The sequence below is a fragment of the Cellulomonas sp. NTE-D12 genome (genome assembly GCF_027923705.1).
GTDB lineage: Bacteria > Actinomycetota > Actinomycetes > Actinomycetales > Cellulomonadaceae > Cellulomonas.
In genome coordinates, this window is the sequence record NZ_AP026442.1 from 2,998,389 (window position 1) to 3,022,659 (window position 24,271).

General features: G+C 73.9%; 21 protein-coding genes. 2 read left to right on the forward strand and 19 right to left on the reverse strand.

Annotation, left to right across the window (positions count from 1 at the left end):
* Window positions 1-6: 6 nt before the first annotated feature.
* From nuoK to QMF98_RS13925, 13 genes are all read right to left on the reverse strand, one after another.
* Window positions 7-306, reverse strand: a complete 300-nt coding sequence (gene nuoK / locus QMF98_RS13865) for an NADH-quinone oxidoreductase subunit NuoK (RefSeq protein ID WP_263729737.1) — start codon at window positions 304-306, stop codon at window positions 7-9.
* A complete protein-coding gene (locus QMF98_RS13870; protein ID WP_337973537.1) occupies window positions 303-1,289 on the reverse strand; it encodes an NADH-quinone oxidoreductase subunit J in 987 nt (328 codons plus the stop codon). Before QMF98_RS13870 ends, nuoK begins: the two co-directional genes overlap by 4 nt.
* Window positions 1,286-2,155, reverse strand: coding sequence for an NADH-quinone oxidoreductase subunit NuoI (gene nuoI / locus QMF98_RS13875; protein WP_490715615.1), 870 nt, complete (start codon window positions 2,153-2,155; stop codon window positions 1,286-1,288). Before nuoI ends, QMF98_RS13870 begins: the two co-directional genes overlap by 4 nt.
* On the reverse strand, window positions 2,148-3,494 hold the full coding sequence (gene nuoH, locus QMF98_RS13880; RefSeq protein WP_337973538.1) for an NADH-quinone oxidoreductase subunit NuoH: 1,347 nt from the start codon (window positions 3,492-3,494) through the stop codon (window positions 2,148-2,150). The genes nuoI and nuoH overlap by 8 nt, the downstream gene beginning before the upstream one ends.
* Complete coding sequence (locus QMF98_RS13885; RefSeq protein WP_337973539.1) at window positions 3,491-6,106, reverse strand: NADH-quinone oxidoreductase subunit G; 2,616 nt, start codon at window positions 6,104-6,106, stop codon at window positions 3,491-3,493. Before QMF98_RS13885 ends, nuoH begins: the two co-directional genes overlap by 4 nt.
* Window positions 6,106-7,440, reverse strand: coding sequence for an NADH-quinone oxidoreductase subunit NuoF (nuoF, locus tag QMF98_RS13890; RefSeq protein WP_337973540.1), 1,335 nt, complete (start codon window positions 7,438-7,440; stop codon window positions 6,106-6,108). The genes QMF98_RS13885 and nuoF overlap by 1 nt, the downstream gene beginning before the upstream one ends.
* Window positions 7,440-8,234, reverse strand: coding sequence for an NADH-quinone oxidoreductase subunit NuoE (gene nuoE, locus QMF98_RS13895; protein WP_490715616.1), 795 nt, complete (start codon window positions 8,232-8,234; stop codon window positions 7,440-7,442). The genes nuoF and nuoE overlap by 1 nt, the downstream gene beginning before the upstream one ends.
* Entirely contained in the window at window positions 8,234-9,601 is a 1,368-nt protein-coding gene (locus QMF98_RS13900; protein ID WP_378097572.1) for an NADH-quinone oxidoreductase subunit D, read from the reverse strand. Before QMF98_RS13900 ends, nuoE begins: the two co-directional genes overlap by 1 nt.
* Window positions 9,598-10,299, reverse strand: coding sequence for an NADH-quinone oxidoreductase subunit C (locus QMF98_RS13905; RefSeq protein WP_490715670.1), 702 nt, complete (start codon window positions 10,297-10,299; stop codon window positions 9,598-9,600). Before QMF98_RS13905 ends, QMF98_RS13900 begins: the two co-directional genes overlap by 4 nt.
* A 236-nt stretch (window positions 10,300-10,535) precedes the next feature.
* Complete coding sequence (locus tag QMF98_RS13910; protein WP_337973542.1) at window positions 10,536-11,090, reverse strand: NuoB/complex I 20 kDa subunit family protein; 555 nt, start codon at window positions 11,088-11,090, stop codon at window positions 10,536-10,538.
* A gap of 66 nt (window positions 11,091-11,156) precedes the next feature.
* Window positions 11,157-11,519 (reverse strand): NADH-quinone oxidoreductase subunit A, encoded by a 363-nt coding sequence (locus QMF98_RS13915; protein WP_263729744.1) that lies wholly within the window; start codon window positions 11,517-11,519, stop codon window positions 11,157-11,159.
* Window positions 11,520-11,583: 64 nt separating this feature from the next.
* A complete protein-coding gene (locus QMF98_RS13920; RefSeq protein ID WP_337975638.1) occupies window positions 11,584-12,858 on the reverse strand; it encodes a geranylgeranyl reductase family protein in 1,275 nt (424 codons plus the stop codon).
* 194 nt (window positions 12,859-13,052) lie between these two features.
* On the reverse strand, window positions 13,053-13,757 hold the full coding sequence (locus QMF98_RS13925; RefSeq protein ID WP_291758068.1) for a demethylmenaquinone methyltransferase: 705 nt from the start codon (window positions 13,755-13,757) through the stop codon (window positions 13,053-13,055).
* A 132-nt stretch (window positions 13,758-13,889) separates the two neighbouring features.
* Here QMF98_RS13925 and QMF98_RS13930 point away from each other — a divergent pair, with 132 nt between their 5' ends.
* Window positions 13,890-15,263 (forward strand): isochorismate synthase, encoded by a 1,374-nt coding sequence (locus QMF98_RS13930; protein ID WP_337973543.1) that lies wholly within the window; start codon window positions 13,890-13,892, stop codon window positions 15,261-15,263.
* Between the two features lie 91 nt (window positions 15,264-15,354).
* Here the strand turns inward: QMF98_RS13930 and QMF98_RS13935 are convergent, their stop codons facing one another.
* The 3 genes from QMF98_RS13935 to QMF98_RS13945 all read right to left on the reverse strand — a co-directional run bounded on the left by QMF98_RS13935 (window position 15,355) and on the right by QMF98_RS13945 (window position 20,234).
* Window positions 15,355-17,253, reverse strand: coding sequence for a trypsin-like peptidase domain-containing protein (locus QMF98_RS13935; RefSeq protein WP_337973544.1), 1,899 nt, complete (start codon window positions 17,251-17,253; stop codon window positions 15,355-15,357).
* Window positions 17,254-17,376: 123 nt separating this feature from the next.
* Window positions 17,377-19,266 (reverse strand): 2-succinyl-5-enolpyruvyl-6-hydroxy-3-cyclohexene-1-carboxylic-acid synthase, encoded by a 1,890-nt coding sequence (gene menD / locus QMF98_RS13940; RefSeq protein WP_490715617.1) that lies wholly within the window; start codon window positions 19,264-19,266, stop codon window positions 17,377-17,379.
* Entirely contained in the window at window positions 19,263-20,234 is a 972-nt protein-coding gene (locus QMF98_RS13945) for an o-succinylbenzoate synthase (protein WP_337973546.1), read from the reverse strand. Before QMF98_RS13945 ends, menD begins: the two co-directional genes overlap by 4 nt.
* A 44-nt stretch (window positions 20,235-20,278) precedes the next feature.
* Here QMF98_RS13945 and QMF98_RS13950 point away from each other — a divergent pair, with 44 nt between their 5' ends.
* Window positions 20,279-21,250 (forward strand): 1,4-dihydroxy-2-naphthoyl-CoA synthase, encoded by a 972-nt coding sequence (locus tag QMF98_RS13950; protein ID WP_490715618.1) that lies wholly within the window; start codon window positions 20,279-20,281, stop codon window positions 21,248-21,250.
* A gap of 94 nt (window positions 21,251-21,344) precedes the next feature.
* Here the strand turns inward: QMF98_RS13950 and QMF98_RS13955 are convergent, their stop codons facing one another.
* From QMF98_RS13955 to QMF98_RS13965, 3 genes are read right to left on the reverse strand one after another with little or no spacing between them, the layout of a single operon-like run.
* Entirely contained in the window at window positions 21,345-22,097 is a 753-nt protein-coding gene (locus QMF98_RS13955; RefSeq protein WP_337973547.1) for an SDR family oxidoreductase, read from the reverse strand.
* 16 nt (window positions 22,098-22,113) lie between these two features.
* A complete protein-coding gene (locus tag QMF98_RS13960) occupies window positions 22,114-23,043 on the reverse strand; it encodes an RNA polymerase sigma-70 factor (RefSeq protein ID WP_337973548.1) in 930 nt (309 codons plus the stop codon).
* A gap of 15 nt (window positions 23,044-23,058) precedes the next feature.
* Window positions 23,059-24,195 (reverse strand): DUF3048 domain-containing protein, encoded by a 1,137-nt coding sequence (locus tag QMF98_RS13965; protein WP_337973549.1) that lies wholly within the window; start codon window positions 24,193-24,195, stop codon window positions 23,059-23,061.
* Between the last annotated feature and the right edge of the window lie 76 nt (window positions 24,196-24,271).

The window sequence follows — 24,271 nt, forward strand, 5'->3', positions numbered from 1 at the left end:
CGGCCCTCAGCTCTTCAGCAGGTTGACGTCGTCGACCGACGCGGAGCGCCGGGTGCGGAAGATAGCGACGATGATGGCGAGCCCGACGACCACCTCGGCGGCGGCGACCACCATGACGAAGAAGGCCAGGACCTGGCCCGTCAGGTTGCCGTGCAGCCGGGCGAACGTCACCAGCGCGAGGTTGCTCGCGTTGAGCATCAGCTCGACGCCCATGAACACGATGATCGAGTTGCGTCGCAGCAGCACCGTCAGGGCGCCGATGGAGAACAGGATCGCCGCGAGGACGAGGTAGTGGGTCAGGCTCACGGCTTGGGCTCCGTCCGCTGGTCCTGCACGGTCGCGTCGCCGGCGTCCTGCGGTCCGCTCGGGGCGTGCACCCCCGGCACGGGCGCGCCGACGACGGCTGCCTCGTGGTCGGCCGCCTCCGGCGGCGTGGTGCCGCCGACCGGGCCGATCTGGGTCGCCGAGGTGAACGCCCCACCACCGGACGCCCAGCCGCCCGCGAGCACCCGGTCGATGCGCGCGGCGTACTCGGCGGCGTCGGCCTCCTGGCCGCGCACCCGCAGCACGCGCGGCACCGAGATGTCCAGCGGCTGCCCGTCCGGTCCGAGCGCCGGCACGTCCATCGCGTTGTGCCGCGCGTACACACCGGGAGCGGGCAGCGGGGTCAGCGTGTGGCCGTTGCGGACTCGGGCGTCGGCCCGCTCCTTCTGCGTCACGCGGGCCGTCAGGCGGCGGCGGTGGGTCAGCACCAGCGCGCCCAGCGCCGCTGTGACCAGCAGCGCGCCGACCACCTCGAAGGCGAAGACGTACTGGCCGAAGACGATCCGGGCGAGCTCGACGGGGTTCGAGTCGGCGTTCGCCGAGGTCAGGCCCTTCGCGGGTCCGTAGGTCGCGCGGCCCACGACGCCGGCCAGCACCACCACCAGGCCGATCCCGCCGAGCAGCGCGGTGACCCGCTGCCCGCGCAGCGTCTCCACCAGCGAGTCGGAGGTGTCGACGCCGACCAGCATCAGCACGAAGAGGAACAGCATCATCACGGCGCCGGTGTAGACGACCACCTGGACGACCCCGAGGAACACCGCGTCCTGCGCGACGTACAGGAACGCCAGGCTGATCATCACCACGACGACCGACAGGGCCGCGTGCACCGCCTTGCGGGCGAACAGCAGGCCGAGAGCGGCGATCACCATGATCGGGCCGAGGGTCCAGAACAGGATCGCCTCGCCCGTCGTCGTGACCCCCGCGCCGGTCAGCGAGGTGTGGACGAGGGCAACCAGCGCGCTCATCGGGTGCCCTGCCGGGTCGCCGCCGCCGTGAGGTCCGCCTGCGCCTGCGCCGTCGCGCCGCGGGGTGCCGGCGGCACGCCCTTGGCGACGTTGGCCGGCAGCGACGGGTCGTCGGGCCGGTGCTCGGTCACCCACGCCTCCTGCTCGGCGGTCGGCCCGGTGACGGTGCCCTGGTAGTAGTCGGTGTCCGTGGTGCCCTCCACCATCGGGTGCGGGGAGGAGAGCATCCCGTTGCGCAGCGGCGCGAGCAGGTCCTCCTTCTCCCAGATGAGCCCGGCGCGCGTCGGTCCCGCGAGCTCGAAGTCGTTGGTCATGGTCAGCGCCCGCGTCGGGCAGGCCTCGATGCACAGGCCGCACAGGATGCAGCGCAGGTAGTTGATCTGGTAGACGCGGCCGTACCGCTCCCCCGGCGAGTACTGCTCGTCGGGGGTGTTGTCCGCGGCCTCGACGTAGATCGCGTCCGCCGGGCACGCCCACGCGCACAGCTCGCAGCCGATGCACTTCTCCAGGCCGTCCGCGTAGCGGTTGAGCTGGTGACGGCCGTGGAACCGCGGCTTCGGCGGGATCTTCTCCGACGGGTACTGCTCCGTCACCGTGGGCCGGAACAGGTTGGCGAGCGTCACGCCGAACCCCGCGACCGGCGCGAGCGCGGCCTGGAGGCCCGTCGACCCCGGCATCCGGGACGTGTAGCCCTGGGCCGGGGCGCCGACCTCGCGGCCCGCGGCGGGCTTGGTCGCCGGAGTGCCGGCGGGCCGGCGGGCCGGGGTGGCCGACGGGCGGGCGGCCGGCGTCGCGCCGGTCGCGCTCGTCCCGCCCTGCTTCTTCGGCGTCGGCTTCTTCGGCGTCGGCCTGGTGGGCTCAGCCACGGGGCACCTCCTGCGTGACCTGGGGGGCGGTCGCGTCGGTCGCCGTCTGCACGGCCATCCGGCGCTGGGCGCGCGGCGAGGGCGGCAGCACCTGACCGGGCAGCGGTGGGACGGGGTAGCCGTCGGCGTACGGGTCGAACGCCTTGACCGGTGCGGCGCGCTGCTCGGGCTTCTTCTCCGGGATGAGGAACGACACGATCAGCCCGACGACCACCAGCCCGGCCAGCACGTAGAGCAGCGTGCTCAGCTGCAGGTGGGTGAACTGGCGCACGCCCTGGACGACGGCCACGCACACCACCCACACCAGGGCGGACGGGATCAGCACCTTCCAGCCGAGCTTCATGAACTGGTCGTACCGGAACCGCAGCAGCGTGCCGCGCACCCAGACGAAGAAGAACATCAGCAGCCAGACCTTGGCGAGGAACCACAGCAGCGGCCACCAGCCGGTGTTGAGCACCCCGTGGTCGATCGCGGTCAACGGCCACGGCGCACGCCAGCCACCGAGGAACAGCGTGGTGGCCACGGCCGAGACGTTGAGCATGTTGATGTACTCGGCGAGGAAGAACCAGGCGAACTTCATCGAGGAGTACTCGGTGGTGTAGCCGCCGACCAGCTCGCCCTCGGCCTCGGGGAGGTCGAAGGGCAGCCGGTTGGTCTCGCCGACCATCGAGATCACGTAGATGACGAACGCCGGCAGCAGCGGCAGGAACCACCACACGCGGATCTGCGAGTCGACGATCTGCGACGTGGACATCGAGCCCGCGAGCACGAACACGCTGACCAGCGACAGGCCCATGGCGAGCTCGTAGCTGATCACCTGGGCGGTGGACCGGACCGAGCCGAGCAGCGGGTAGGTCGAGTTGGACGACCAACCGCCGAGCACGATGCCGTACACGCCGACCGAGGCGCACGCGAGGATGTAGAGCGTCGCCACCGGGAAGTCCGTCAGCTGCAGCGGCGTGCTGTGGCCGAACATGCTGACCTGGGGACCCATCGGGATCACCGCGTACGTGAGCAGCGAGCAGAACACCGCGATCATCGGCGCGACCAGGTAGACGATCTTGTCCGCCGCCGAGACGTCGATGTCCTCCTTGACCAGGAGCTTCATCGCGTCCGCGAGCGACTGCAGCAGACCGAACGGGCCGTGCACGTTGGGGCCGGGGCGCACCTGCATGCGGCCGACCACGCGGCGCTCGAACCAGATGGCGAACAGCACCGACAGCAGCATGAACACGAGGATCGCGACGGCCTTGATCGCCCAGATCCACCACGTGTCGTGACTGAAGTCGGCACCGGTCGGCGCACCGCCGACGGCCGCCGCCACGCTGAGCGCGTTCACGCCGTGACCCCTTCACCCGTCGCGTCGGCGGTGACCCCGCCGACGATGTCCGGCGCGGCGGCGCTCAGGCGCACCACCGCTCCGGCGTCCGCCCCCAGCGCGTCCCGCACCGCGCTGCCGACCGAGTTGGTCGGCAGCCAGACCACCCGGTCCGGCATGTCGGTGACCAGGACCGGCAGCGTGATGCTCCCGGCGTCGGTGGCGACGGTCAACGACCCGCCGTCCGCCACGCCGGCCGCGGCGGCCGTGGCGGCGGACACGCGGGCGACCGGCCGCTTGGCGGTGCCGGCCAGGAACGGCTCACCCGTCTGCAGCCGGCCGGCGTCGACCAGCTGGTGCCAGGTGGCCAGCACGGCCGACCCGTCGGGCACGGCCGGCGGCTGCGCGGCGTCCACGGCCGGGGCCGGCACCCGGGCGCCGTCCCAGCCGCCGAGCTGGTCGAGCTCGGCGTGCACGGCGGCCACGGTCTGCAGCCCGAGCGGCGTGCCGAGGGCGTCCGCCAGCAGGTCGAGCACGCGGTGGTCGGCCATCTGGTGGCTGGCCAGCGCCTGCGGGAACGGCCGCGGACGGCCCTCCCACGTGACGAACGTGCCGGCCTTCTCCACCGGCGGGGCGACCGGCAGGACCACGTCCGCCAGCGCCGTCACCTCGGACGCGCGCACCTCGAGCGACACGACGAACGGGACCGCCTCCAGCGCCCGGCGCGCCTGGGCCGGGTCCGGCAGGTCCGCGAGCTCGAGGCCGCCGACGACGAGGCCGCCGAGCAGCCCGGCCTCGGCCGCCGCGAGGATCTCCGTCAGCGAGCGGCCGCGCTCGGCGGGCAGGCCGTCGACCCCCCAGACGGCGGCGAGGTCGACGCGGGCCGCCGAGTCGCCCACCGGACGTCCGCCGGGCAGCAGACCCGGCAGCGTGCCGGCCTCGACCGCTCCGCGCTCACCGGCACGGCGCGGCACCCACGCGAGCTTGGCGCCGGTCCGCTCGGCCAGCCGCAGGGCGGCCGACAGGGCGCCGGCGGTGCCGGCGAGCCGCTCGCCGACGAGCACGACGGCGCCCGGGGCGGTCAGCGCGGCGGCCGCGTCGGACAGCAGGGAGTCGGACGAGCCGGCGACCAGACCGTCCAGCACCTCGGCCTCGGTGCCGGGCGCGGCCGGCAGCAACGTGCCGGACAGCCGCTCGAGACCGCGGCTCGCGAAGGGCGCCACCGACAGCACGCGCTGCTTGCGGGCCCTGACCGCCTGGCGGAGGCGGACGAACAGGATGCCGCCCTCCTCCTCGGCCTCCAGCCCGGCCAGCAGCACCGCGGGGGCGGCGGCCAGGTCGGCGAACGTCACGTGCAGCGTGCGACCGGCGACGGCGTGGCCGAGGAACTGCTCCTCCTCCGCCGAGTGCGGCCGCGCGCGGTGGTCCACGTCGTTGGTGCCCAGCACGGTCCGCGCGAACTTCGAGTAGGCGTACGCGTCCTCGAGCGTGACGCGGCCGCCGGGGAGCACGGCGACGCCGTGGGCGGTGCCGTCGGCACGCTGCGCCGCGGCCAGCCCGTCGGCGGCGACGTCCAGCGCCTCCTGCCAGCTGACCGGCTCCAGCTCGCCGGCGCGGCGCACCAGCGGGGTGGTGAGCCGGTCGGCGGCCACCTGCCAGGTGAACGCGAAACGGTCCTTGTCGGTGATGAACTCCTGGTTCACCGCCGGGTCGTCGCCGGCCTGCCGGCGCAGCACGACGCCGCGGCGGTGGTCGATGCGGATCGCCGAGCCGTTGGAGTCGTGCTCGGCGATCCCCGGCGTCGACACCAGGTCGAACGGCCGGGAACGGAAGCGGTACGCCGCGGAGGTCAGGGCGCCGACCGGGCAGATCTGCACCGTGTTGCCCGAGAAGTACGACGAGAACGGCTTGCCGCTGACGTCCAGCGTGGCCGGTCCGGCCGGCGCCTCGCCGGCGAAGTCGAGCACGTGGGTGTCGAAGGTGCCGATCTGCTGCACCGCCCCGCGCATCTGCAGGTCGATGAACGGGTCGCCCGCGACCTCCTCCGAGAACCGCGTGCAGCGCTGGCACAGGATGCAGCGCTCGCGGTCCAGCAGGATCTGCGTCGAGACGTTGATCGGCTTGGGGTACGTCCGCTTGACGTCGATGAACCGGCTGGTCGCGCGGCCGTTGCTCATCGCCTGGTTCTGCAGGGGGCACTCGCCGCCCTTGTCGCAGACGGGGCAGTCCAGCGGGTGGTTGATCAGCAGGAACTCCATCACGCCGTGCTGCGCCTTGTCGGCCTCGGCGGAGGTGTGCTGCGTCTTGACCTGCATGCCCGGGGTCGCCTCGAGCGCGCAGGACGGCTGCGGCTTCGGCATCTTGGACAGGTTGCCGTCACGGCCGGGTGCCCAGACCTCGACCAGGCACTGCCGGCAGGCGCCGACGGGCGCGAGCAGCGGGTGGTCGCAGAACCGCGGGATCGCGATGCCCAGCTCCTCGGCAGCGCGGATCACCAGCGTGCCCTTGGGCACGGTGGTCTCGATGCCGTCGATGCTGAACGTCACGGTCGCCGCGGGGACGGCCGGCACGGCGGCCGGTGCCTGCGGCACCAGCGGCGTCGCCGCGTCCGTACGGGATGAGGTCACGGTCATCAGTGCACTCCCGCCAGCTGCGCCTTGCGGGGACGCGGCGTGTACGCGAACAGGGAGCTGCGCTCCGGGGGGAACAGGACGTCGGCCGGGGTGTGCATGCCGGCCTCGAACTCCTCGCGGAAGTACTTCACAGCGCTGGTGATCGGGCTGGTCGCACCGTCACCGAGCGCGCAGAAGGCGCGGCCGAGGATGTTGTCGCACTGGTCGAGCAGCAGCTCGATGTCGCCCTCGGCACCCTGGCCCGCCTCGAGGCGCTGGAGCACCTGGAGCAGCCAGTAGGTGCCCTCGCGGCACGGCGTGCACTTGCCGCAGGACTCGTGCTTGTAGAACGCGGTCCACCGCGTGACGGCGCGCACCACCGAGGTGGTCTCGTCGAAGATCTGCAGCGCCCGGGTGCCGAGCATCGAGCCCGCCTTCCCGACCGACTCGTAGTCGAGCGGGACGTCGAGGTGCTCGGCGGTGAAGATCGGCGTCGACGAGCCGCCCGGCGTCCAGAACTTCAGCTGGTGACCCTCGCGGACCCCGCCGGCCAGGTCGAGCAGCTCGCGCAGGGTGATGCCGAGCGGCGCCTCGTACTGGCCGGGCCGCTGCACGTGCCCCGAGAGGCTGAACAGGCCGTGACCGGTGCTCCGCTCGGTACCCATCGCGGTGAACCACGACGCACCGCCGCGCAGGATGCCCGGCACCGACGCGATCGTCTCGACGTTGTTCACCACCGTCGGGCGGGCGTACAGACCGGCGACCGCAGGGAACGGCGGCTTCAGCCGCGGCTGACCGCGCAGGCCCTCGAGCGAGTCGAGCAAGGCCGTCTCCTCGCCGCAGATGTACGCGCCGGCACCGGAGTGGACCGTGACCTCGAGGTCGAAACCGGACCCCATGACGTTCTTGCCGAGGTAGCCCTTGGCGTAGGCCTCGGCGACCGCCTGGTGCAGGCGACGGGCGACGTGCAGCACCTCGCCGCGCACGTAGACGAACGCGTGGTGGCAGCCGATGGCGTACGACGTGATCGCGATGCCCTCGATCAGCTCCTGCGGGCTGGCCAGCATCAGCGGGATGTCCTTGCAGGTGCCCGGCTCGGACTCGTCGGCGTTGACGACGAGGTAGCGGGGGCCGCCGTCCGGCGCCGGCAGGAAGCCCCACTTCATGCCGGTGGGGAAGCCGGCGCCGCCGCGGCCGCGCAGGCCCGAGTCCTTCACCGCGGCGATCACCGCGGACGGCTCCATCGCCAGCGCGGCGCGCAGGCCCTTGTAGCCGCCGTTCTTCTCGTAGGTGGCCATGGTCCAGGACTTGTCCGCGTCCCAGTGGGCGCTGAGCACGGGGGTCAGGGTGGTCATCAGGACTCCTTCGCCTCGGACGGGCGGCGTGCGCCCTTCTCGTCGCCGAACGGCGCCGCGGCCCAGCCGTGCTCGTGCGCGACCTCGAGGCCGACCAGAGTGGCGGGTCCCGCGCCGACGCCTTCGTCCGCGCGCCCGTCCGGGAAGCCGGCGAGCACGCGGCTCATCTCGCGGAACGGCACCACGGTGTCGGCACCACGGGTGGGGTGCACGGGGCGGCCGGCCTGGATCGTGTCGACCAGCTCGACGGCGGAGGCCGGGGTCTGGTTGTCGAAGAACTCCCAGTTGACCATCACCACGGGGGCGTAGTCGCAGGCCGCGTTGCACTCGATGCGCTCGAGCGTGATCGCACCGTCGTCCGTCGTCTCGTCGTGCCCGACTCCGAGGTGCTCCTCGAGCTCCTCCCAGATCGCGTCGCCACCCATCACCGCGCACAGCGTGTTGGTGCAGACGCCGACGGTGTAGTCGCCGTTGGGGTGCCGCTTGTACTGCGTGTAGAAGGTCGCGACGGCCGACACCTCGGCGGTGCTGATCCCCAGCTGCTGCGCGCAGAACGCGATGCCGCGGGGGCTGACGTACCCGTCCTCGGCCTGCACCAGGTGCAGCATCGGCAGCAGCGCCGAGCGCTGCTGCGGGTAGCGGGCCATGATCTGCGCCGACTCGGCGGCGAGCCGGGCGCGGGTCTCGTCGTCGTACCCGGCGCGGTGCGCCTGGCCGTGGACGCGGCCTGTGACCTGGCCTGTCACCTGGCCTGTCACCTGGCCCGGCACAGGACCGGTCGTGTCTGCGGACATCAGCGGTCCACCCCTCCCAGCACGGGGTCGAGCGAGGCGACGGAGACCACGACGTCGGCCAGGTTGCCGCCCTCGCACATCACCGAGACCGCCTGCAGGTTGTTGAACGACGGGTCCCGGAAGTGGGCCCGGTACGGCCGCGTGCCGCCGTCGGAGACGACGTGGCAGCCCAGCTCGCCGCGGGGGTGCTCCACCGAGACGAAGGCCTGCCCGGCGGGGACCCGGAAGCCCTCGGTGACCAGCTTGAAGTGGTGGATCAGGGCCTCCATCGAGGTGCCCATGATCTCCTTGATGTGGTCCAGCGAGTTGCCCATGCCGTCGGTGCCGATGGCGAGCTGCGCGGGCCACGCGATCTTCTTGTCGGCGACCATCACCGGTGCCTGGCCCAGCTTCTGCAGCCGCTCCAGGGTCTGCTCGACGATGTGGATCGACTGCCAGCACTCCTCGAACCGGACGATCATCCGGTCCCAGGCGTCGGCGCCCGTGCCGGTCGGCACGTCGAAGTCGTACGTCTCGTACCCGCTGTACGGGGCCGCCTTGCGGACGTCGTACGGCAGGCCGGCGGACCGCAGCACGGGGCCGGTCAGTGCGAGCGCCGTGCAGCCGGCGAGGTTCAGGTAGCCGACGCCGACGAGCCGCGCCTTGAGGATCGGGTTGGCCAGCATCAGCTTCTGCAGCTGACCGAGGTAGTGCCGCACGCCGACCAGCGCCTCGCGGATGGTGTCGATCGACCCCGGCGGGACGTCCTGCACCACACCGCCCGGACGGATGTACGCGTGGTTCATCCGCAGGCCCGTGATCAGCTCGAAGATCTGCAGGATCTCCTCGCGGGCCTGGAAGCCCAGCGTCATGATCGTGGTGGCGCCGAGCTCGTTGCCGCCGGTGCCGAGGCAGACCAGGTGGGACGCGATCCGGTTCAGCTCCATCATCATCACGCGGATGACGGAGGCCTTCTCCGGCACGTCGTCCGTGATGCCGAGCAGCTTCTCGGTGGCCAGGCAGAACGCGGCCTCCTGGAACAGGGGCGCGAGGTAGTCCATCCGGGTGCAGAAGGTCACGCCCTGGGTCCAGGTGCGGAACTCCATGTTCTTCTCGATGCCCGTGTGCAGGTAGCCGATGCCGGCACGGGCCTCGGTGACCGTCTCGCCCTCGATCTCGAGCATGAGGCGGAGCACGCCGTGGGTCGACGGGTGCTGGGGGCCCATGTTCACGACGATGCGCTCCTCGCCGAGGCGAGCAGCCTCCTCGGCGATGTCCGACCAGTCGCCGCCCGACGCCTCGAAGGTGGGGATGCCGGCGGTCTGGTCGTCGACGATGTGCCCGGTGGCGTGCGGGACGCCCGGCCGGTGCGGTGCCTGCGTGCTCACGTGTACGACCTCCGCTGGTCCGGGGGCGGGGTTGTCGCGCCCTTGTACTCGACCGGGATGCCACCGAGCGGGTAGTCCTTGCGCTGCGGGTGGCCCGGCCAGTCGTCCGGCATCTCGATGCGTGCGAGCGCCGGGTGGCCGTCGAAGACGATGCCGAAGAAGTCGAACGTCTCGCGCTCGTGCCAGTCGTTGGCCGGGTACACGTCGACGGTCGACGGGATGTGCGGGTCGGCGTCCGGGGCGGCGACCTCGAAGCGGAGCCGGCGGCCGTGGGTCACCGACACCACGTGGTAGACGGCGTGCAGCTCGCGGCCCTCGTCGTGCGGGTAGTGCACGCCGCTGACGCCGAGGCTGATCTCGAACCGCAGGTCGGGGTCGTCGCGCAGCGCCTGGGCCACCTCGTGCACGTGCTCGCGGGCGACGTTCAGCGTCAGCTCGCCGCGGTCGACGACAACGCTCTCGACGGCGTTCGCGAAGCCGGTGCCGGACTCGTCGAGCACCTCGGCCAGCACGTCGACCACCTCGTCGAACCAGCCGCCGTACGGCCGCTCGCTCGGGCCGGGGAGCGCCACCGTGGCGACCAGGCCGCCGTAGCCGGAGGTGTCGCCCGAGCCGTTCACGCCGAACATGCCGTGCCGCACGTCGACGACCTCGAGGGTGGGTGTGCCGGCGGGGACGGCGACCGTGGTGGCCGGGATGTTGGCGGCACCGACCTCGGCGGCCGCGGCGGAGGTCGACTGCGCAGCGGCAGCCGCTGGGGTGGTGGCCTCCCCCGGCTTCGCAGCGCTCGCTGCGTCGGCCTTCTCACCCGTCGGCACGGGGCTCGCGGGCTCGTCGCGCGTCGCGTCCTTCGGCGTCTCGACGCGTGCGCGGGTGTCCGGCGCGGTCGTGCCGACCTCGGACTGACCGGTGGCGTCCTTCTTCTTCGGGGGCGTCATCGCAGCAGGCCCGTCATGTGGGAGGTGGGCGTGGCCTCCAGCGCGGCGCGCTCGGCGGCGGCGGCCGCCTGCTTGCGGTCCACGCCGAGCGGGGAGTTCTGGATCTGCTCGTGCAGCGCCAGGATCGCGTGGATCAGCATCTCCGGCCGCGGCGGGCAGCCCGGCAGGTAGATGTCCACGGGGACGATGTGGTCGACACCCTGCACGATCGCGTAGTTGTTGAACATGCCGCCCGACGAGGCGCACACGCCCATCGACAGCACCCACTTCGGCTCGGGCATCTGGTCGTAGACCTGCCGCACCACCGGGGCCATCTTCTGGCTGACCCGGCCGGCGACGATCATCAGGTCCGACTGCCGCGGCGAGGCCCGGAACACCTCCATGCCGAACCGGGAGATGTCGAACCGCGGGCCGCCGGTCGCCATCATCTCGATCGCGCAGCAGGCCAGGCCGAACGTCACCGGCCACAGCGACGCCTTGCGGAAGTACCCGACGAGCGTCTCGACGGACGTCAGCAGGAACCCCTGGGGTGCGCCCTCCTCCAGACCCATCTCAGGCCTCCGTTCTCGTTGAGCTCGTCGTCGTCCGCATGCCTCGCGTACCCGCCGGGGCGGGCGTCAGTCCCACTCGAACCCGCCCCGCCGCCACTCGTAGACGAACGGCACCGTGATCAGGGCGAGGAAGCCGAGCATCGCGATCAGCCCGAACATCGCGAGCTCGGTGAACGTCACGGCCCACGGGTAGAGGAACACCACCTCGATGTCGAAGATGATGAACGTCATCGCGACCAGGTAGTACTTCACCGGGAACCGGCCGCCGCCGACCGCGTGCGGGGTCGGCTGGATGCCGCACTCGTAGGCCTCGAGCTTCGCGCGGTTGTACCGCTTGGGGCCCAGGATCGCGGAGGCTCCGACGCCGCCGAGCGCCATGACGGCGGCGATCGCCATCATCCACAGCAGCGGGACGTAGGGGTTGTTCATCGGTGAGCCCTCCTCGACCGGGGCCGTACGAGATGCCGTGCGGGATGTGCGAAAAGACGGTGGTTCATGCTGCCGGGGCCATCCTCGCCAGCCCGGTGATGACGCGGTCCACCACGTCGCCACCGTGCGGCTCGTAGCAGTCCGAGAGCAGCTTGAGCGTGAAGCGCATGACGAGCGGCCGGGGCAGACCGTAACGCGTGCAGACGCGCATGACCTCGGGGTGCTCGATCAGCCGGACGAACGTACGCCCCAGCGTGTAGTACCCGCCGAGGTCGTCCTTCATGCGGGACTGGTACGAGGCGAGCGCGCGCTCGCGCCCCGCGGCGGACCCCCGCGCGAGCCCCTGCGCGATCGCGTCGGCCGCCACGCGACCCGCCTGCAGGCCGTAGGCGATGCCCTCGCCGTTGAACGGGCTGACCATGCCGGCGGCGTCGCCGGCGAGCAGCACGCCGTTGCCGTACAGCGGACCGCGGTTGAAGCCCATCGGCAGGGCGGCGCCCCGCACGGGACCGAGCTGGTTGTCGGGGGTGAGCTCCCATTCGGGCGGCGTGTTGGCCATCCAGGTGGCGAACAACGCCTTGTAGTCCACCTTGGTGGCGGCGTTGGTGGAGCTGACCGAGCCGAGCCCGACGTTCACGGTCCCGTCGCCGAGGGCGAAGATCCAGCCGTAGCCCGGCATGAGGTTGCTGCGACCGGGCTCGCCGTCCCACAGCTCGAGGTGGGACTCCATCCACGGGTCGTCGTGGCGGGGGGAGCGGAAGTAGGTGCGGACGGCCACCCCCATGGGGCGGTCCGGTCGGGTGGTGCGGCCGAGCGCGGTGGCCAGGCGGGACGAGACGCCGTCGGCGGCGACGACGACCGGCGCGCGGTACATGGTCTCGCTCCCGTCCGCGGTACGGGCGGTGACGCCGAGGACCCGACCGGTCCGCTCGTCGTGCACCGGGCCGGTGACCCGCGTGCCCTCGAGGACCTTGGCACCGGCGGCACGGGCGTGGTCGACCAGCAGCGCGTCGAGGCTGGTGCGCGCCTTGGCGAGGCCGTAGGACGGGTAGCTGGACAGCTCCGGCCACGCCAGCTCGATGGTGTGGCCCCCGCCGTGCACGCGCAGGCCACGGTTGCGGATCCAGCCGTCCTGCTCGCGCAGCGGCACGCCCATGCGCACCAGCTCGGCGACGGCGCGGGGGGTCAGGCCGTCGCCGCAGACCTTGTCGCGGGGGAAGGTCGCCTTGTCGATGAGCAGCACGTCGAGGCCCGCGGAGGCGGCCCAGTAGGCCGTCGAGGACCCTGCGGGACCGGCGCCGACGACGACGACGTCTGCGTCATCGTGTGCTGCGTCCACCACGAAGTCCCCATCTTGTGACGATGTTCACGTGCGACCCCCGGCGAGTGTAACCAGCGCCTCTGGGCATGTCTGCGAAGGCTTGGCTTACTTGAGGGTCCGGAGCGGGACAGTGGTCCCGGATACCCGTATCTACCTGCGGTGACGCGGTCTGGAGGCGGTCGACGTCGAGGCTCCGTCCGCGGCCGGAACGGTCACGATGCGTCCTCCGGCCGCGTCGCCCGGTGCAGCGCCACGATGCCCCCGGAGAGGTTGCGGTACGCCACCTTCGACCACCCGGCACGCTTGATCTGCCGGCCGAGGGCCGCCTGGTCCGGCCACGCCTGGATCGTGTCGGCCAGGTACGTGTACGCGTCGGACTCCTTGGCGACGGCCGCCGCGACCCTGGGCAGCGCCCGGACCAGGTACTGCGTGTAGACCGTCCGGAACACCGGGTTGGTCGGGCGGCTGAACTCGCAGACCACCAGCCGGCCGCCCGGCCGGGTGACGCGCAGCAGCTCCGCGAGCGCGGTGTCGACGTCCGGGACGTTGCGCAGCCCGAACGACATGGTCACCGCGTCGAACGAGCCGTCGGCGAACGGCAGGGCCAGGGCGTCCCCGTTGACGAACGCGAGGTCGGGACGGCGGCGGCGGCCCTCGGTCAGCATGCCGAGCGACAGGTCGCACGCCACCACGCGCACCCCGCGGTCGGCGAGCGGCTCTGCGGAGGTGCCGGTGCCGGCGGCCAGGTCGAGCACCGTGTCGCCCCGCTGCGCCCCGACCGCGTCGAGCGTCGCGCGCCGCCACAGCCGGTCCTGACCCATCGACAGCACGTCGTTGGTCAGGTCGTAGCGGTGCGCGACGGCGTCGAACATCGCCGCGACGTCGTGGGTCTGCTTGTCCAGGCTGGCACGAGGCATGGGGACATCGTCGCAGGTCCGGCTGACGGGACCGCCGGCGGCCGAGGCCTGGCGGTCGTGGCCCGACCTCGGCGTCGGGGGCGCCGGGCCCCGTGCGCGGGTGCGGTGCGCCAGCACCTACGCTGACGGGCGATGAGCATCACGTCCTCGGCGCCGTCCGCGCCGTCCCTCCCGCTGGTGGTGCGGACCGTCCCGCTCGACGACCTGGCGCAGCCGCCCGGGTCCGGCCTCGGGGCGCCGTCCGCCCTCGATGACCTCGCCGATCGCGCGGCCGACCTGCTGGGGCTGCTGCCCGCGCAGGCCCCGCTCGCCTGGGTGCGGCGCGGCGACGGGCTGGTGGCGTGGGGCGAGGCGATGCACCTGGAGGTGCACGGGCCGGACCGGTTCGCCGCCGCCGAGCGCGCCTGGCACCAGGTGCTGGCGCACGCCGTGGTGCGGGACGAGGTGCGGCTGCCGGGGACCGGTCCGGTCGCGTTCGGCTCGTTCGCCTTCGACGACGACTCCCCCGCCGGCGGCGTGGTGGTGGTGCCGCAGGTGGTGGTGGGCCGACGGGACGGTCGGGCCTGGCTGACCACGCTGACGACCGGCGGGCACCTCGGCGCGGCACCGCGGCTGGCCGACGTCGCGGCGGACGGTGCCGGTGAGGCTCCTCGGTCCCCCGGGGTGGTGACGTATGCCGAGGGTGCCGTGCCGGCGCAGGAGTGGCCGGACGTCGTCAGCGCCGGTGTCGCCGCGATCCGCGCCGGCGAGGTGGACAAGGTGGTGCTCGCCCGGGACGTCGAGGCGACCGCCGAGGAGCCGGTGGACGTGCGCTGGCTGCTGCAGCGGCTGGCCCGCCGCTACACGTCGTGCTGGACGTTCAGCGTCGACGGCATGGTGGGAGCGACCCCCGAGCTGCTGGTGCGCTCCGACCAGGGGCTGGTCACCTCCCGCGTGCTGGCCGGGACCATCCGGCGCACCGGGGACGACGCGGCCGACATGGCGCGCGCGGCGATCCTCGCGCACTCCTCGAAGGACCTCGAGGAGCACGAGTACGCCGTCGCCTCGGTGGCCCGGGCGCTGGCACCGTTCTGCTCGTCGAGCAACGTGCCGGACGTGCCGTTCGTGCTGTCGCTGCCGAACGTGCTGCACCTCGCCTCCGACGTGACCGGCGTGCTGGCGACACCGGCCGACGGACGTCCGCACCCGTCGTCACTCGCGCTGGCGGCAGCCCTGCACCCGACCGCCGCGGTGTGCGGCACGCCGACGCAGGCGGCGCGTGCGCTGATCACCCGGATCGAGGGGATGGACCGCGGCCGGTACGCGGGGCCGGTGGGGTGGTTCGGTGCCGACGGCGACGGCGAGTGGGGCATCGCGCTGCGGTCGGGGCGGGTGGACCCGGACGACCCGCGGCGGGTGCGGCTGTTCGCCGGGTGCGGTGTGGTGGCGGCGTCCGACCCGGCGGCGGAGCTCGCCGAGTCGGAGGCGAAGCTGGTGCCGATGCGCTGGGCGCTCGGCTCGGACTGACCACCGGCAGGGCGGACGAGGATCGCACGGCGACGGGCCGGCCCCGGGTGCTGAACCCCGGGGCCGGCCCGTCCGTCGTGCTGGGCGCTCGTCAGCCCTGGTTGGGGCTGCTCCCGCCGTTGCCGCCGCCCTGCTGCTGAAGCCACTGCCACAGCTGCTCGGGGCTGAGGTTGCCCGGCGCGGTCTGGCCGTTGGAGCCGGAGCCACTGGACCCGTTCGAGCCGTTGGACCCGTTCGAGCCGTTCGAACCCGAGCCGTTCTGGGTGGCGGTCTCCTGCCTGGTGGCCAAGGTGACCTTGACGTCCATCGCCTTGCCGCTGCGGACGACGATCAGGGTGGCCTGCTGACCGGAGGTCATCGCCCGGACGAAGGCCGTCAGGGACTCGGCCCCGCCGGTCGGGTTGTTGTCGATGGCGACGATCACGTCACCGGTCTGGATGCCGGCCGATGCGGCGGGCGAACCCGGGCTGACCGACTGGACCGCGGCACCCCGCCGCGTGACGCCGTCGGCCGTCGCCGTGCCGTCCTTGAGGGACACCCCGAGGTAGGCGTGCTTGGCCGAGCCCGTGTCGATCAGCTGCGCCGCGATGTTCTTCATCAGGTTCACCGGGATGGCGAAGCCGAGACCGATCGAGCCGGACTGGCTGGACGTGGTGGCGATCGACGAGGTGATGCCGATCACCTGACCCTGCGCGTCGAACAACGGTCCGCCGGAGTTGCCCGGGTTGATCGCGGCGTCGATCTGGATGGCGTTGGTCACCACCGGCTGGCCGCCGGACTCGGAGGTGGACACCGGACGGTCGACGGCGGACACGATGCCCGTGGTCACGGTGTTGGCGAGGCCGAGCGGGTTGCCGACCGCCATCACCGCCTGGCCGACGGCCACCTTGTCCGAGTCGCCGAACTGGGCGACGGTCAGGTCGTTCGGCGCGTTCTTCAGCTGCACGACGGCCAGGTCGGTGGTCGGGTCGGTGCCGACGACCGTGGCCTCGAACAGCCGACCGTCGTCGAGCGTCACCTGGACGGTGTTGTTCTGGGCTCCGGAGACGACGTGGTCGTTGGTGAGGACGTGCGCCTTGGAGTCGATGATCACGCCCGAGCCCTCGGCCTGACCCGAGGCCGTGGTGACGGAGATCGCCACCACGGACGAGTGCACCGCCTGGACCACCGCGGGCCAGTTCGGGTTCTGCGAGCTGGAGCCGGACACCGGGACGGAGCTCGAGCCCGAGTGCCCGATGGTCGCGAGCGAGGCCGGGTGCGATCCGCCGCCCGCAGTGCTGCGCGAACCGCTGCGCGACGCCACGGCGACCGCGCCGATGGCGAGGAGCAGCACCACGACCAGCGTCGCGACCAGGGGCAGCCACCGCCGCCGCGGCACGCTGCCGCGAGGGGCGTTCGGGTCGACCTCGGCCGCCTCGGCCGTGCCGGTCGGCTGACCGGGACCGGCGTACGGGTCGTAGCCGGCGTACGGCTGGCCCTGGGTGCCCTGCGGCGGGTAGGGCTGGCCGGGGTACGCCTGACCGGGGTAGGGCTGGCCCGGGAACGGCTGGCCTCCGTAGGGCTGGCCCGACGCCTGGCCCGGGTACGCCTGGGCGCCGTACGGCTGGGCGTAGGGCCGGCCTGCGACGGGTGGGTACGGCTGCTGGCCGGGCTGACCGGGGCCGCCGTACGGCTGCTGGCCCGGCTGGCCGGGGTACCCGCCGTAGCTGCGGATCGGGTAGGTGTGGCCGGCCTGCGGCGGCACCGGTGCCTGCGGCACCGTGGGCTGCTGCGCCGTGGGCGTCGTCGGCTGCTGCGCCGACGTGGGCAGCGGCTGCGTGGGGTGCTCGACGGGCAGCGCCTGGGTGTCCGCGGCCTGCGGGTGCTCCGGCTGGGCCGCGGGCTCCTGGCCTGCGTCGGCCGTCCCCTGCGGTCCCTGGTCCGCCGGCGGCTGCTGCGCACCCTCGGGGCGGTCGGTCCCGTCGGGTCCGGGCGAATCAGTGGTGGTCATGGGTCCCCTCCTTGTCACGACCATGAGACGTCCTCGCGCTGGAGAGAGCCTCCACCGAACCTGGGAATCCGCTGCGAGTTCGGCATGTGTCCGGCGACGATCCTGCCGCACGGCACCCACAGCTCAGCTGGAGAGCAGCTCCCGGACGGCGTCGGCCACCTCGGCGGCGATGCGCTCGCCGAGCGCCCGACGGCCGGCGCGGTCCACCCGCACCTCCACGACGCTGAGCCCGGTCCCCGGCGCCGCCAGCGCCGGGAGCAGGCCCTCCAGGTCGCTCACCCGCGTGTGCCGCACGCCGTACCCGGCGCACAGCGCCGCGAGGTCGGCGCCGTGCGGCGTGCCGAACACCCGCTCGAACACCGCCGCATGCGCCGGCGCACCCGGCTCGAGCGTGCTGAACACCGATCCGCCGTCGTCGTTCGCCACCACCACCTGCAGGTTCAGCGACGGCTCTCCAGGTCCCCTGAGCAGGCCACCGACGTCGTGCAGGAACGTCAGGTCGCCCACGTACGCACGCACGCGGCGCGCGGGCAGGGCGAGCGCGGTCCCCGCCGCGGTGGAGATGGTGCCGTCGATGCCCGCGAGCCCGCGGTTGGCCAGCACCAGCGGGGCCGTCTCCCAGCGCGCGACCAGGTCGAGGTCACGCACGGGGTTCGACGACCCTGCGACCAGCACGTCCGCCGGAGAGCTCGCGGCCGCGACGGCCCGTGCCACCGCGGGACCGCTGAGCCGGGCCGACGAACGACCTCGCCGGCCCGCCGTCGCCACGTCGTCCACCCCGAGCAGACGGTCCAGCACCGCGAGCGCCGCCTGGTCCGCCGCGCGCCACGCGTCCCACCAGCCCTGGGGTGCACCGGAGCGACGCCAGCGCGCCGGCACCTCGGGCAGCACCGCTGCGGCGTTGCGGGCGGCGTCCGGCCAGGGCGCCCCGCGCGGGGCGATGACGGCCACCTCGACGTCCGGGTCCGCGAGCAGCCGCTGCACGGGCCGCGACAGCGTCGGCCGGCCGAGCACCACCACGCGGCGCACCTCCCCACCCAGCCGCTCGTCGTCCAGCAGCAGGCGGTACGTGGTCAGCGCGCGCGAGCCGGCACGCGCACCGGACGACGGCTCGGCGAGCAGCGGCCAGCCGGCGGCCTCCGCGAGCTGGCGTGCGGCCGGTCCGGCACCGTCGCCGGCCACGACGACGGTCGGCACCGGGCCACGGGAGCGCCGGCGGCGGGCGGCAGCGGGGTCGACGACGGCCGGGATCGCGGCGGTCAGCGCGGGCAGCGGCGCACCGGCCGCCGCGGACCACCCGCCGACGGGCTCGACCACGCTGAGCCCCGCGGTGGACGGCGTCGGCCAGCCCTCGTCGTCGGGCGACGGCACCAGCGGCTCGCGGAAGGCCAGGTCGAGGTGCACCGGCCCCGGCGTGCCCGTCCGCGCGCCCGTCGCGGCGGCGACCGCCCTGGCCGCGAGCGCGCGCAGGTCGCGGTCCTCGTCCGGACGTCCGGTCGGCGCCGGGACGTCCGCCGCGAGCCGCACGGCCGAGCCGAACATCCCGGGCTGCTCGGTGGTCTGGTTGGCACCGGTGCCTCGCAGCTCGTGCGGCCGGTCGGCCGTCAGCAGCAGCAGCGGGACGCCGGCGTGGTGCGCCTCGAGGACCGCGGGGTGCAGGTTCGCGACGGCGGTGCCGGACGTGGTGACCACCGCCACCGGCCGCGCCATGGCCGGACGGCCGTCACCGGGTCCTGTCGGCACGTCGCTCCAGGGCGAGGCCTTCGCCATCCCGAGCGCGAGGAACGCCGCGTCCCGCTCGTCGACCCGCACGTGCAGCCGCAGCGCCGGGGCATGCTGCGGCCGCTCGTCGTCCGGCAGCGCCGCCGCGGCGAGCGCGAAGGCGAGCGGCGCGCTCCGCGAGCCGGGTGCCAGCACGACGTCGCGCACGCCGAGCGCGGCCAGCGCCTGGACGAGCACGCGGGCGGCGGTGGTCGACGGGTTGGTCGACGGGGTGGTCACGGCCGCCATCATGCCCGAGGAGCCCGGACCGCTCCTGCCACGCGGGCGACCCGCTCCCGCCACCGGGCGTCGAGGTCGGGCGCCGCCGCGGCGGCCGTCAGCAGGTCCGGCTCGGGCAGCGGCCGGCGCACGTCGATCGCCCCGTCGCGCGGCAGCAGCGGTTCCGTGACCAGGTCGTGCGTGAGCAGGGCCGCCGTCGCCAGGCCGCAGGCGTACGGCAGCGCCGGCAGGGCCGCCGCGAGCGCGAGGCCGGCGGCGAGCCCGACCGAGGACTCCAGCGCGGAGGACACCACGACCGGCAGGTCCAGCTGCTCGGCCAGCCGCAGGCACGCCCGCACGCCGCCGAGGGGCTGCACCTTGAGCACCACCACGTCGGCGGCGTGCCGACGGGCGACCTCGAGGGGGTCGGCCGCCCGGCGCACCGACTCGTCGGCCGCCACCGGCACGTGGGTCCGGCGGCGCAGCGCCGCGAGCTCGTCCACGGTGCGCACCGGCTGCTCGGCGTACTGCAGCCCGCCGGCGGCGCGGTCCAGCGCGGTCAGCCGCGCGGCCGCGGTGTCCACGTCCCAGGCGGTGTTGGCGTCCACCCGGATGGCGCCGTCCGGACCGAGCGCGTCGCGCACCGCCTCGAGCCGCGCCTCCTCGTCGGCGGGCGACTGCCCCGGCTCGGCGACCTTCACCTTGGCGGTCGTGCAGCCGCCGGACTCCCGGACGATGCGGTGGGCCGTGGCCGCGTCCACCGCCGGGACGGTGACGTTCACCGGGATGCGGTCGCGCAACGGTGCCGGCCAGCCCTGGTCGGCCGCCTCCCGCGCCGCGAGCCACCAGCGGCGGGACTCGTCGTCGTCGTAGTCCCAGAAGGGGCTGAACTCCCCCCAGCCCGCATCGCCGCGCACCAGCGTGCCGTCCCGGGACGTCAGCCCACGGAACCGGGTGCGCATGGGGACGGACCAGACGACGAGGTCTCCGGGGACGGGCACGTCCGCCACCTTAGGCACCCGGCCTCGAGCCTAAGGTGACGGGCGTGACCCCCGCCGTCGCCCTGCAGCCCCTGACGCCCGAGCCCGCCACCGTCTCGGCGACCTTCGACCCGTCCCGGTGGCGCACCGTGCCGGGCTTCGAGCAGCTGACCGACATCACGTACCACCGCGGCGTCGCGCGCCAGGCCGACGGCCAGCGGGACCTGCCGGTCGTGCGGGTGGCGTTCCACCGGCCGGAGGTGCGCAACGCGTTCCGCCCGCACACGGTGGACGAGCTGTACGCGGTGCTCGACCACGCCCGGACGACGTCCGACGTCGGCACCGTGCTGCTGACCGGCAACGGGCCGAGCCCCAAGGACGGCGGCTGGGCGTTCTGCTCCGGCGGCGACCAGCGGGTGCGCGGCCGCGACGGGTACCGGTACGCCGACGGCGACACCGCGGCGACCGTGGACCCCGCGCGGGCCGGGCGGCTGCACGTCCTCGAGGTGCAGCGCCTGATCCGCACGATGCCCAAGGTGGTGGTCGCCCTGGTCAACGGCTGGGCGGCCGGCGGCGGCCACTCCCTGCACGTGGTCGCGGACCTGACGATCGCCAGCCGCGAGCACGCCCGGTTCATGCAGACGGATGCGAACGTCGGCTCGTTCGACGCCGGCTACGGCTCGGCGCTGCTGGCGCGGCAGGTCGGGCAGAAGCGCGCCCGGGAGATCTTCTTCCTCGCCCGGGAGTACTCCGCGCAGCAGGCCTACGAGTGGGGCGCGGTGAACGACGTCGTCGCGCACGACGACATCGAGGCGGTGGGCCTGGAGTACGCGCGGATCATCGCCACCAAGTCGCCGCAGGCGATCCGCATGCTGAAGTTCGCGTTCAACCTGGCCGACGACGGGCTGGCCGGTCAGCAGGTGTTCGCCGGCGAGGCGACCCGGTTGGCGTACGGCAGCGACGAGGCCGTCGAGGGCCGCGACGCGTTCCTGCAGCACCGTGACCCCGACTGGTCCGGGTTCCCGTACGCGTTCTGACGGAGGCCTCCACCGGTCGCCGACCCTCGCCGGGCACCGCCCGCGCGTGGAACCGCCCGCGCCGGGCGTGCTGCCCGGCGGGGCGGCCCGGACCTCAGCGCCGTGCCGCCGCGCGTGCCGCCAGGTGGTCGGCGAACGTGACGCGGCCGTAGGGCGTACCCGGCACGAGCCCTGCGCCGGAGCGGTAGCCGGCGAACGTCTTCCCGGGCAGCACGAAGGGCAGCACGGGACGACGGCCGCCCACGGCGCCGCGCCACAGCCGCGCCAGCTCCGGCACGGTGCGCTGCTCGGGACCGCCGGTGTCCGGGACCCGTCCGGCCGGCCGGTCGGACGCGAGCTCCACGAGCCGGTCCGCGACCTCCTCGGCCGCGATCGGCTGCACGGTGAACGCCGGGGCGACGACGACGGGCAGCGCGCGCTGACCGGTGAACAGGGCCTCCACGAAACCGTGGAACTGGGTGGCCCGCAGGATGGTGAACGGCACCCCCGACTCGCGCACCAGCCGCTCGATCACCACCTTGTCCCGGTAGTACGCCAGCGGGATGCCGTCGATCCCCACGATCGAGATCAGCACCAGGTGCTGCACGTGCGCATCGGCCGCCGCCGTCAGCAGCGTCCGCGCCGCCTCGACGTCGCCTTTCCCGCGCGGTGCGGTCGCCAGGTGCACCACGGTGCCGACCCCGGCGAGCGCCCGGTCCACACCCGCACCGGTGACCAGGTCACCGGTGGTCAGCCCCGAGCCGGTGCGCCGGCTGAGGGCGCGGACGTCGTGCCCGGCGGCGCGCAGCCGGAGGACGGTGGGGGTGCCGAGCGTGCCGGTCGCGCCGGTGACCAGGGTGGTCGTCATGGGTGTGCTCCTCTCGTCACCCCTCACGACCAGGCAGCGCCCCGATCCGTGACAGCTGCCGCTCGGCGTGGACGAGCTTGTCCGGGTTCAGCACCAGGTCCAGAGCCGACACGCGGCCGTCGCGCGTCTGCACCACCAGCACGGCCCGGAGGCTCGTGCGGTCGGTGAAGGCGACCGCCGGCACGCCGTTGACCTCGACGAGCACCCGCTGCAGCCCCGCGGCGAAGCGGTCCACCACGCCGGTGACGTAGCGGGCCACCTTCTCGCGGCCCTCCACCGGACGGCGGCCGGCGCTGACGACGCCACCGCCGTCGGCACGCGCGACGACGTCCTCGCTGAGCAGCGCCTCGAGCGCGGCCAGGTCGCCGCCACGGGACGCGTCGAGGAACCTCTCGACCAGCTCGCGCAGGCGAGCCGGATCCGCCTCGCGCGGCGCCGCACCGGCGCCCGCCTCGGAGACGCGGCGCCGGGCCCGCGCGTGCAGCTGGCGCACGTTGGCCTCCGACGTGCCGATCAGCTCCGCGACCTCGGCCGCGCTGTAGGCGAAGGCCTCCCGGAGCACGTAGGCCGCCCGCTCCGGCGGGGACAGCCGCTCGACCACCGTGAGCAGGGCGAACGACACGCTGTCCCGCTGCTCGGCGTGGTCGAGCGGTCCGAGGTCCGTGCCGGCCGGACCGGTCAGCACCGGCTCCGGTAGCCAGGGACCCACGTAGACCTCACGACGGGCCCGGGCCGACGTCAGCGCCGTCAGGCAGAGGTTGGTCACCGTCCGGGCGAGGTAGGCCGCCGGGGTCTGCACCGCCGACCGGTCCGCCGCCTGCCAGCGCAGCCAGGCGTCCTGCAGCACGTCGTCGGCATCCGCGGCCGAGCCCAGCATCCGGTAGGCGATGCCGAACAGCCGGGCGCGGTGCGCCTCGAACTCCTCCAGCGCCGGGTCGCCGCCCACGTGGTCGGACGCGGCTCAGCCCGCGGTGACCGACCCGTTGGTCGGCACCATCTCGACCCAGGTGTTGCCGGGGGCGAGGGACACGGGCTGGCCGTCCGTACCGGTCAGCTTGAGGACCTCCGGCTTGGCGCCCTTGGTCCACGTCGCCTTGACCGTCTTGCCGCCGGTCGCCACGAGCGCCTCGCCGGACCCCGTCAGCACCGTCTCCGGCACGGGGTTGCCGGCCGGGTCCTTGGTGCCGGTGTCCACCAGCGTCACGCGCAGCACCACCACGTTGGTGGCCGCCAGGCGTGCACCGGACCGCACCACCGCCGGCGTGCCGCCCTCGGACCGCAGCCACGTGCCGCTGCCGCCGTCCCAGGTCCACGACGGCTGCGAGTAGCCGCTCATGGTGATGTTCACCGCACCGGCCGGTGCACCCGCCACCACCGCGGACGCCGCGGACGCCTGCCGCGCGACGACGAACTGCGGGGCCGGCGGCGCCTGGTGCTGCGCGTCGGCGTTGGACCACCACGTCGACGGTGTGCCGTACACGTTGTGCGGTGCCGGTGCGACACCGGACTTGCGGGCGAAACCCGGTGCGCCCTGGTCCTGCGAGAAGATCTGCAGCCCGGCGTCGGAGAGCAGCTGCACGAAGCCCGGCTGACCGCCGGAGAACGCGATGAGGCCGTGCATCGGCGCGAGGATCGTCGAGTCCATCGGCCGCACGGACCGCACCGGTCCCACCTCGGCCGGCACCTGCGAGTCGAACACCGCCGCGAAGCGGGTGATGCCGCCCTCGACGACCTCCTCCCACACCATGTCGGCCTGGTCGAGGCCGGTCTGCGGACGGGCCTCGCGGGAGTTCTCGATCTTGACCGCGAGCGCCGGGCGGTTCGCCACCGTGCCGGCGACGCCGGTCAGCGGCCAGCGCGCCGGCACGGCGGCCGTGGGGGCCGCCTGCTTCTGCACGCCGACGCTCGGTCCGACGGTGACGTCCCCCGGCGTGCTCCGGGACGGTCCGGGGCCGCCGTTGGAGCAGGCGGCCAGGGCCGCCAGCACGGCGACGGTCGAGGCGGCGGCGAGCAGCCGGGGCAACGTGCCGGTGCGCCGCTCGAGCGGGCGTGCGGCGTCGCCGCTCCGGACGGGCACGGCGTGGACGGCGTCAGGCACGGCAGCTCCTCGGGACGGGACGGCCGACACTCTACGGTGGACGACCGCCCCGGCGGGTCGGTCCGCGGTCGCGTCG